This window comes from Deinococcota bacterium, from assembly GCA_030858465.1.
Taxonomy (GTDB): Bacteria; Deinococcota; Deinococci; order Deinococcales; family Trueperaceae; genus JALZLY01.
In genome coordinates this window covers 24,832-33,284 of sequence record JALZLY010000002.1, presented here as the reverse complement: position 1 = coordinate 33,284, position 8,453 = coordinate 24,832, and the positions used below count along the sequence as shown (strand labels likewise).

The 8,453-nt window shown below is 67.3% G+C and carries 10 protein-coding genes; 4 read left to right on the top strand and 6 right to left on the bottom strand.

Features of this window, described 5'->3' with window-relative positions; translation table 11 throughout:
* On the top strand, positions 1-330 hold a 330-nt coding region (locus M3498_00245; protein ID MDQ3457725.1), incomplete at its 5' end, for a hypothetical protein.
* A 144-nt stretch (positions 331-474) separates the two neighbouring features.
* Complete coding sequence (gene ald, locus M3498_00240) at positions 475-1,602, top strand: alanine dehydrogenase (GenBank protein ID MDQ3457724.1); 1,128 nt, start codon at positions 475-477, stop codon at positions 1,600-1,602.
* 94 nt (positions 1,603-1,696) lie between these two features.
* Here ald and M3498_00235 read toward each other — a convergent pair whose 3' ends face one another.
* The 4 genes from M3498_00235 to M3498_00220 all read right to left on the bottom strand — a co-directional run bounded on the left by M3498_00235 (position 1,697) and on the right by M3498_00220 (position 3,982).
* Positions 1,697-2,062 (bottom strand): hypothetical protein, encoded by a 366-nt coding sequence (locus M3498_00235; GenBank protein ID MDQ3457723.1) that lies wholly within the window; start codon positions 2,060-2,062, stop codon positions 1,697-1,699.
* 85 nt (positions 2,063-2,147) lie between these two features.
* The gene (gene ruvA, locus M3498_00230) at positions 2,148-2,741 is read right to left on the bottom strand and encodes a Holliday junction branch migration protein RuvA (protein ID MDQ3457722.1); all 594 of its coding nucleotides are present in this window, start codon (positions 2,739-2,741) and stop codon (positions 2,148-2,150) included.
* 46 nt (positions 2,742-2,787) lie between these two features.
* Entirely contained in the window at positions 2,788-3,171 is a 384-nt protein-coding gene (locus tag M3498_00225) for a four helix bundle protein (protein ID MDQ3457721.1), read from the bottom strand.
* Between the two features lie 34 nt (positions 3,172-3,205).
* The gene (locus tag M3498_00220; GenBank protein MDQ3457720.1) at positions 3,206-3,982 is read right to left on the bottom strand and encodes an alpha-hydroxy-acid oxidizing protein; all 777 of its coding nucleotides are present in this window, start codon (positions 3,980-3,982) and stop codon (positions 3,206-3,208) included.
* Positions 3,983-4,158: 176 nt separating this feature from the next.
* On the opposite strand from M3498_00220, the gene M3498_00215 reads away from it, so the two are divergent.
* Both M3498_00215 and M3498_00210 read left to right on the top strand, forming a co-directional pair.
* Positions 4,159-4,911, top strand: a complete 753-nt coding sequence (locus M3498_00215; protein MDQ3457719.1) for an ATP-binding cassette domain-containing protein — start codon at positions 4,159-4,161, stop codon at positions 4,909-4,911.
* Complete coding sequence (locus tag M3498_00210) at positions 4,908-6,125, top strand: ABC transporter permease subunit (GenBank protein ID MDQ3457718.1); 1,218 nt, start codon at positions 4,908-4,910, stop codon at positions 6,123-6,125. The genes M3498_00215 and M3498_00210 overlap by 4 nt, the downstream gene beginning before the upstream one ends.
* 43 nt (positions 6,126-6,168) lie before the next feature.
* Here the strand turns inward: M3498_00210 and M3498_00205 are convergent, their stop codons facing one another.
* Together M3498_00205 and M3498_00200 are read right to left on the bottom strand one after the other, a co-directional pair.
* Positions 6,169-7,764, bottom strand: a complete 1,596-nt coding sequence (locus tag M3498_00205; protein ID MDQ3457717.1) for an MFS transporter — start codon at positions 7,762-7,764, stop codon at positions 6,169-6,171.
* A complete protein-coding gene (locus M3498_00200) occupies positions 7,757-8,203 on the bottom strand; it encodes a MarR family transcriptional regulator (protein ID MDQ3457716.1) in 447 nt (148 codons plus the stop codon). Before M3498_00200 ends, M3498_00205 begins: the two co-directional genes overlap by 8 nt.
* Between the last annotated feature and the right edge of the window lie 250 nt (positions 8,204-8,453).

Genomic DNA, 8,453 nt, shown 5'->3' with positions numbered 1-8,453 from the left:
CTGGGGCGGAGCGCGCACCTGAGCGGCCTGGTGCGGACGCGCGCGGGCTCGTGCGGGCTCGAGGCGGCGGTGGCTTTGGACGAACTTCCTCACGCCAGGGGCCTCGGCAACGCCGAGGCGCTGCCGCTGCCCCTGGTGACCTTGAGTCCGGAGGACGAGACGCGCGCGCTGCAAGGCAAGAGGTTGAGGCTCGATCTCACCGGCCCGAGCGGTCTGGTCGCCGAGGACGGCCACCTCGTCGCGGTGGCCGAGCCGGTCCCGTCGCGGCCGGGCGAGGTCTTACCGGGCGAGGTCTTAGAGGCCAGAATCGTGCGCGCCTGGGCACGCTGAGTGCGCTGACCAGCCGTGAGTACAATGCCCCTCGAGCACAAGCGGCGTCGATTAGAATAGAGAGAATTATGAAAGTCAGCATAGAGAGAGCAAAATCTTTCAGATCGAGGCGATTATGACGGCAACGGTGAGGGTGAAGACGCGATGAACATCGGCATTCCCAAAGAGGTCAAGACCCACGAGTACCGCGTCTCGGCGACCCCCGGCGCGGTCCGGGCCTTCGTGTCGCACGGCCACCGGGTCTTCGTGCAGGCGGGCGCGGGCGGCGGCAGCGGCTTCGGCGACGAGGCCTACGCGGCCGAGGGCGCGGTCGTGGTGGCGAGCGCCGCCGAGGCCTGGAGCCAGGAGATGGTCCTCAAGGTCAAGGAGCCCGTCAGCAGCGAGTACGGCTTCTTGCGCGAGGACCTCATCCTCTTCACCTACCTCCACCTGGCGGCCGACAGGCCGCTCACCGAAGCACTGCTGGGGGCCAAGACGAGCGCCATCGCCTACGAGACGGTGCAACTCGAGAGCGGCCAGCTCCCCCTCCTGACGCCGATGAGCGAGGTCGCCGGGCGGATGGCGCCGCAGGTCGGCGCGCACTACCTGGGCAAGTTCTTAGGCGGCCGCGGCGTCCTCCTGGGCGGCGTGCCGGGCGTCCTGACCGGCGAGATCGCCATCCTGGGCGGCGGCGTGGTCGGCACCAACGCCGCCAAGATCGCGCTCGGCTTAGGCGCGCGCGTCAGCGTCCTCGACATCAGCCACAGCCGCCTGCAGTACTTGGACGACGTCTTCGGCGGTCGCCTGCAGACGCTCGCCAGCAACCCGGCCAACGTCGCCGAGGCGATCGCTCGCGCCGACCTGGTGGTGGGCGCGGTCTTGATTCCCGGCGCGAGAGCGCCGCACCTGGTGACCCGCGACATGCTCGGCAGCATGAAACCCGGCAGCGTCATCGTGGACGTGGCCGTGGACCAGGGCGGCTGCATCGAGACCATCCGCCCGACCACCCACGACGAGCCCACCTATCTCGTGGACGGGGTCGTTCACTACGGCGTCGCCAACATGCCCGGCGCCGTGCCCCACACCAGCACCATCGCTCTCTCCAACCAGACCCTGCCCTACGCGCTCCTCTTGGCCGACAAGGGCACGAACGCGCTCAAAGAGAACGCCCCGCTCATGAAAGGCCTCAACATGCACGCGGGCAGGCTCACCTACACGGCGGTGGGCGAGGCCTTTGGCCTCGAGGTGGTCAAGCCGGAGGAGGCGCTCGGCAAGGCGACCGTCAGAGCCTGAACCACCTGACACTGAACCACCTGACCTGAACCACCTGACCTGAACCACCTGACAGGGCGAGAGCAAAGGCCACTCTCGCCCTGTTCCCACACGCTTACGCCGCCTGCTTGCGCCCCCGGCGCGCCTCGATAAAGGAGCGCACGGCAAAGACGAGAAAGACCAGGCAGAGAACGGCGGTGATGGCCTGCACGGTCGCGGCCACGGGCCGGGCGGCGGTGCCGCCCAGCAGCGCGATCACGCCGCCGAAGGTGCCCAAGAGCCCCAACAGGGCCAAGGCCGCCGCCGCGTGCATGGCGTGCCTGCGCAGCTCCGGCTTTTTGCCGATGAAGCCCGTCAGGGCGATGAGCGCGCCCAAGATCGAGGGAATGAGGGCGGTGAGGCTGCCGGTCGGCGCCAGAAAATAGCCGCCCAGGCCGAGCACGACGAGCGCGAGTCCGAGTCCGATGGCAAGATTGGGCATCTTTACTCCTCCGGCCGGCTAAAGAAGCCGGCGCTGTTTCCTTTAGTCTAACCCTCAGATAGTCTAACCCTCAGCAACCTCGAGGCTAGCGCAACCTCGAGAGCGCCTTGCGGATGAGCGTCTCGGCGCCCGCCTCGGGCTCCTTGAGCGCCAGCTCGGCGACCGCCATCCTGACTTGCGACTCGCGGTAGCCCAAGGCCAGGAGCGCCTCGACCGCGTCGCTACCGGCGGGCGAAGTCACCGGGCCGGGCCGCGGGCCGGAGGGACCGGCCATCAGCTCCTCGGGCAGCCTGTTCTTGAGGTCCAAGACGATGCGCTCGGCCATCCTTTTGCCGACGCCGGGCGCGCTCGAGAGCAGCGCCGCGTCGCCCTTCAAGATGGCCTCCGCGAGCAAGGTGGTCGGCACGGCCGAGAGCAGCGCCAGGGCCAGCCTGGGGCCGATACCCGAGACGCTCAGCAGGAAGCCGAAGAGCTTATGGGCGTCAGCATCCGCAAAGCCGTAGAGCGCCCAGCTCTCCTCCTTGACGACGAGCTGGGTGTGGAACCTCACCGCCTCGCCCTTGCGGGCGCTCACCAGAGTGCTCTTGGGCGCGAAGAGCTCGAGCCCGAAGCCGCCCATCTGGACGATCAGGCTACCCGGCCGGACCTCGGTCACGACGCCCTCGATAAAGGCGATCATGAAATTGAAGATTGAAAATTGAAGATTGAAAAAGCTTCCTTTGTCGTCATGATGGATATCCTTGCCCAGCCTGTTTCAAGTATTTTATGAGGCCGGAGAGCTGGCGGGCGATAGCCGTAAGCTTCTCTTGGAGACGTGCGCATTGGGACTGGTCGAGATAGCCGAGGTCCGAGGCGACATAAAGCTGCGACCTCACTTCGGCGGCTGAAGCCTTGGCGATATACAGGAACTGCACGAACTCTCGGTTGCCTCTTCGTTCAAAGCCCTCGGCGACATTAGACATGACAGAAACAGCAGCGCGCCTCATCTGATCGCGCAAACCATGATCGCGCGCGAAGGCTCCACGTTCAGACATTTGGTAAACCTCTGTCACCATGACTCTTGCATCCTGCCATACTCTCATGTCTTCGAACTTTTCGATTCGACCCATGTTCGCTCGAGCTCCCAGTTTTGAATTTTGAATTTTAAATTTCCCCAAACAGCGGCGCGAAGATGGTCTCGTAGCCGATGTCGGCGACCGTCTGGCAGCCGGTCAGGCGCATGGCGTACTCGAGCTCGGCGGTCAGCTGCGCGAGCGGCCGGTCGTTCTCTACGACCACCGCCTCGGCGCCGACGGCCAGGTAGCGGAAGACGTCGATGCCGTCCCTCACCGCGCCGCCCGCGTAGACCGCGACCATGCCCGCGACGGCGTCGAAGATGTCAGGGAAAATCTCGATGGTGGCCGGGCTGCCCAGCTTGAGGCCCGCGCCGGTGTGGACGACGATGGCCTCCAAACCCGCCTCCATGGCGATCTCGGCGTCGGCCGGGCTCCCTACCCCGTAGAGCCAGAAGGGCACCCCGGCGGCGGCGCGAAGCTCGGCCAGGTCCTCCTTGGTCCGCGGCCGCCACTCGCCCCTGCCGTAGGGCGGCGTCTCGGCCAGGGCGGTCAGGTCGAGCGCCACCGCGGGCACGCCCAGGCTGCGCAGCTCGCGCACCTGCGGCATGAGTACGCCCATCTTCTGGGAGCGCACGAGCGGCACGACCTGCGCCGGCTCGAGGCCGGGGGCGAGTTCGGCCGCCACCAGGCTGAGGCCCTCCAAGGCCTGCGGCGCGCGGCCCAAGGAGCTCGCGAAGAGCGGCAACAGGGGCGCGGCGCAAGGCATGCCCAGGATCTCGGTGCCGGTGTCGGCCTGCTCGACGCCGTGAAGGAGCCGGGGGATGAGCTGGTAGCTCTCGAGGGCGGCGAAGTCCCGCTGCGACATGCGCTCATGATAGCAGGGCGCGAGCATGACCTTTGTTGACATGACCTTTGTCACTGGACGGCAGCGAGCGGATTCTCCATACTGTAATGAAGAGAATAAAGGACCGACCGTTCGGGTTTGCACGTTGCGGCCACTGGAGAGAGGAAAAACGACTTGAGGCGAGACGGTGATTGACGGTGATTGAGGTAGAGGGGCTCGAGAAGCGCTTCGGCAAGGTGCGCGCGCTCAAGGGGGTGAGCTTCACGGCGCGGCCCGGCGAGGTCTACGGTCTCCTGGGGCCCAACGGCGCCGGCAAGACCACGGCGCTCCGCATCCTGGCGACGCTGCTCAAGGCCGACCGCGGCCGGGCGCGCGTGAACGGCCTGGACGTCGTCAGGGACTCCGAGCGAGTGCGCAGGAGCATCGGCGTGGTCAACGGCGGCATGGGCCTTTACGACCGCCTGACCGGGCGCGAGATCCTGCACTACTTCGGCCGGCTCTACGGCATGAGCAGAGCTCGGATCGAAGAACGCATAGGCGAGCTCGACGGGCTCTTGAACCTGGGCGAGACGCTGCCCAGACGGGCCGGGGGCTTCTCGACCGGGATGAAGCAGAAGATCGTCGTCGCGCGCGCCGTCCTCCACGACCCGCCGGTGATCTTCTTCGACGAGGCGACCTCGGGCCTCGACGTGATGGCGCGCCGGGCGGTGCTCGACTTCGTCCGCGACTACCCGGGCAGGGAGCGCACGGTTATCTACTCGACTCACGTGATGAGCGAGGTCGAAGAGCTCTGCGACCGGGCCGCCATCGTTTTCGAAGGCGAGAAGATCGCCGAGGGCAGCGTCCAGGAGCTTCTCGCCACAGGGCGGGCAGACCACCTCGAGCAGGCCTTCTTCGGCATCGTCGAGCGCTATCGGGCCGCCGGGGACGTGGCGGAGGTCGCGGCGTGAGGGCGGCCTTCGTCCGGCAGGTGATGGCCAAGGAGGTCCTCTCCACCCTGCGCGACCGCCGGGCGCTCATCTCCAACCTGCTCATTCCCCTGCTCATCTTGCCCTTCGTCATGCTCGGCCTGCCACTCGTCTTCGTGGGCCTGTTCGAGCGCGAAGGCGAAACCGTCAGCGAGGTGGCGGTGCGGGGCTTGGCCGCCATGCCGGCCGAGCTCGTCGACACCTTTGGCGAGCACAACCTCCGGCTGGTGGAGGTCGCCGACCCTGTGGCCGCGGTGAGAGACGGCGACTATCAGGCCGCCTTGGTGGTCGAAGAGGGCTTTGCCGAGGCCTTGGAGCGAGGCGAGCAGGCTCCCCTCACCCTCTACAGCCGTCAGGGCAACATGCGCAGCGAGCTGAACGCCGGCAGGATCAGCAGCGCCGTCAGGAGCTATGAACAGGGGCTGGTGGCCGAGCGGCTGGCGGCGGCGGGCCTGGACCCGGCGGTGCTCGAGCCCCTCAGCCTGAGCCGCGTCGACGCCGGCCCCGAGAGCGGGGGCGCGGCCGGCATGATGAGCTGGCTGATCCCCTTCTTTATCGCCATCTGGACCTTGACGGGAGGCCAGATGACGGCCATCGACGCCACCGCCGGGGAAAAGGAGCGGGGCACCCTGGAGGCCCTGCTGGTCGCACCGGTGCGGCGCGGCGAGGTGGTGTTGGGCAAGGTTCTGGCCACCATGACCACTGGGCTCAGCGCCGCGCTGATGGCGATCGTCGGCTTTTTGATCGGCGGCCTGATCCTGAGGGGCTTGGTGGCCGCGCAGCCGGACATGGCCGGGGTCGGCCAGTTCGCCGGCACCATCAGCCTGAGCGCCGGCACTATCCTCCTCCTGCTCATGAGCGCCCTGTTGCTGGCGGGTTTGATGGCGGCGCTGCTCATCAGCATCACCATGTTCGCCAAGTCCTTCAAGGAGGCCCAGTCCTACCTGGCCCCTCTCAGCTTCGCCATCATCTTGCCGCTCTTCGCCCTGCAGTTCTCCGACTTCCTCGACTACGGCGCCGCGCTCTATTCGGCGCCCGTCTTGGGCGTGATGCTCACTATGGCCGACGTCATCAGCGGCGACGTCGTCCCATCCAAGCTGCTGCTGTCCTGGGGCGCCACTACCCTCTGGGCCGTCCTCCTCCTGGGCTTCGCCTACCGCTCGTTCAGGCGCGAAGACGTGTTGTTCAGGGGCTAGGCTGGGGGTTGGGGGTTGGGGAACACCAGGCCCCGACCCCAGTCTAGTCCGAGGCGGCCGGCAGCGGCTCCCCGCTCTGTGGGGTGTCACGCGGGGTGTCGCGCAGGACGCGCTCGGGCAGGGCCAGGGCGATGAGGAAAGCCAGCAGCGACAAGGCGGTGGCGACGATAAAAATCTCGCCGATGGCCGCGCCCAGGGCCGCGCGCATGCTGCTCAGGAAGGGCGCGAATACCTGGGTGGCGCCGTGCGCGGCGATCTGCGCCTGAACGCCCTCGAGCGCCACCGGGTTGGTCAGCAGGTTGGGCGAGAAGGCCTCGGCCGCCAGCTCGGCGGGCAGGCCCGTCACCTCCCGCGGGTGGTAGAGTTGGGCGCCGCGGCGCAAGGACGAGGCCACAAAGGCGCCGAAGACGGCGACGCCCAGGGTGCCGCCCATCTGCCGAAAAAACTGGTTGGCCCCGGTGACCACGCCCAATTGGGCGGCGGGCATGGCGTTTTGCACCGCCAGGACGAAGAGCGAGTTCGTCGGGCCGATGCCGATGCCCAGGAGCAGCATGTAGAGAACGACCAGGAGCGGCGGCGCACCCACGTCCAGCGTGGCCGTCAGCAGCAGAGCGACGACCGAGAGCGCGCTGCCGCCCACGATGAAGGGCTTGTAGCGGCCCGTCCTCGACACCAGCAGGCCCGCCAAGGTCGAGCTGAGCACCAGCCCGCCCATGAGCGGCGTGAGCACCAGGCCCGAACTCGCCGCCGAGCCGCCCTGCACCCCCTGGACGAAGAGCGGCAGGTAGATGACCGCGGCGAAGAGGCCGGTCGCGGCGAGAAAACCCGAGGCATTGGCGACGTTGAAGGTGAGGTCTCTAAAGAGGCCGGGCTCGAGGATGGGGCTCGGCGCCCTCGTCTGCCACCACGCAAAGGCCCAGAGCATGAGGCCCGAAGCCGCCAGCAAGCCCAGAATGAAGGGCGACCCCCAGGGGTGATCCACCCCGCCCCAGGTGAGCGCCAGCAAGAGCGGCACCACCCCCGCCGTCAGCAGCAGGGCACCGGCATAATCCACCTTGGCCCCCGGCTGACGAAGGCCGGTCGGCAGGTTGCGGTAGATGAGCGCAAACGCGACCAGCGCCACCGGCAAGTTGACCAGAAAGACCCAGCGCCAGCCAAAGGCGTCGGTTATCAGACCGCCGATGATCGGGCCGACCACCGCCGAGAGGCCAAAGACCGACGAGGTCAGGCCCTGGTACTTGCCCCGCTCGCGCGGCGTGAAGAGCTCACCGATGACCGCGAACGACATGCTGAAGAGCGCTCCCGCGCCGAGCCCCTGCACGCCGCGGAAGAGCACGAGCTGCAGCATGTCCTGAGACAAGGCGATGAGCAGCGAGCTTGCGGTAAAGAGCGCGATGCCGAAGAGCATCACCACGCGCCGCCCATAAACGTCCGAGAGCTTGCCGTAGAGCGGCAAGGACACCGTCGAGGTCAGCGAGAAGACGGTAAAGGCCCAGGCGTAAAAGGCCACGCCCTCCAGTTCGGCGACGATGCGCGGCAAGGCCGTACCTACCACGGTAAAGTTCAGCGAGGCCAGAAAGAGCACCGCCAGAACGCCCGCGAAGGCCAACAGCCGCTCGCGGCGAGCCGGCTCAGCCACCGGGCTCCTCCATCTGGGCCGCCAGGCTCTCGAGGACGGCGATCGCCTCCAGCACCTGCTCTCGCTCGATGTGGGCGTAGCGCGCGCTCAAGGTCTCGGCCACCAGCGCCCTCGCCCGTGAGACAGCCTCCTCGCCCTCCTCCGTCACCGCAAAGCGGAAGCGGCGGCGATCCTCACCGTCGAGCTCGCGCTCGAGCAGGCCGCGCCCCTCGAGCCTCTCCAAGGTGCGGCTGAGGCTGGGCGAGGCCATGTTCAAAAAGGCCGCGATCCGGCTGGGGTGGTGATAGCCGAGTTGGGCGGCGCGCAGGACGAAGAGGCCTTTCATGCCGAAGTCCAGCCTCTCTGTCAGCGGTCCGTCAAGGACACGCTGGAACTGCCGCGACAGGCGCAGGATGAGGCGGGCGAGCTGCAGGAACTCCAGCGGGCGAGATGCTTCCATCTGAAATAGTTTAACCTGAAACCACAGTTTAACCTGAAACCACATTGCCAAAGGCGAGGCGGCGCACGCTCGAGCAGCGCCACGGCGCTCTGTCCACGGCGCTCTAGCCTGTTTTGACGACAGCCGCCTGCCAGCCGTGCCCGCAAGCAGCGCGGCGAAGCTCGACGTCTTTCTTGTGCCCTGATTTCTTGTGCCCTGCTGCGGTCTGGCGGGTGGTCCAGTTGGGCAAGTGGTCCAGCAAGGACTCAGC

Bases quoted from the DNA above. Each gene is read 5' to 3' on its own strand.
- ald (MDQ3457724.1), top strand. From the start codon at position 475: ATGAACATCGGCATTCCCAAAGAGGTCAAGACCCACGAGTACCGCGTC.
- M3498_00235 (MDQ3457723.1), bottom strand. From the start codon at position 2,062: ATGCCCAATCTTGCCATCGGACTCGGACTCGCGCTCGTCGTGCTCGGC.
- ruvA (MDQ3457722.1), bottom strand. From the start codon at position 2,741: ATGATCGCCTTTATCGAGGGCGTCGTGACCGAGGTCCGGCCGGGTAGC.
- M3498_00225 (MDQ3457721.1), bottom strand. From the start codon at position 3,171: ATGGGTCGAATCGAAAAGTTCGAAGACATGAGAGTATGGCAGGATGCA.
- M3498_00220 (MDQ3457720.1), bottom strand. From the start codon at position 3,982: ATGTCGCAGCGGGACTTCGCCGCCCTCGAGAGCTACCAGCTCATCCCC.
- M3498_00200 (MDQ3457716.1), bottom strand. From the start codon at position 8,203: ATGGAAGCATCTCGCCCGCTGGAGTTCCTGCAGCTCGCCCGCCTCATC.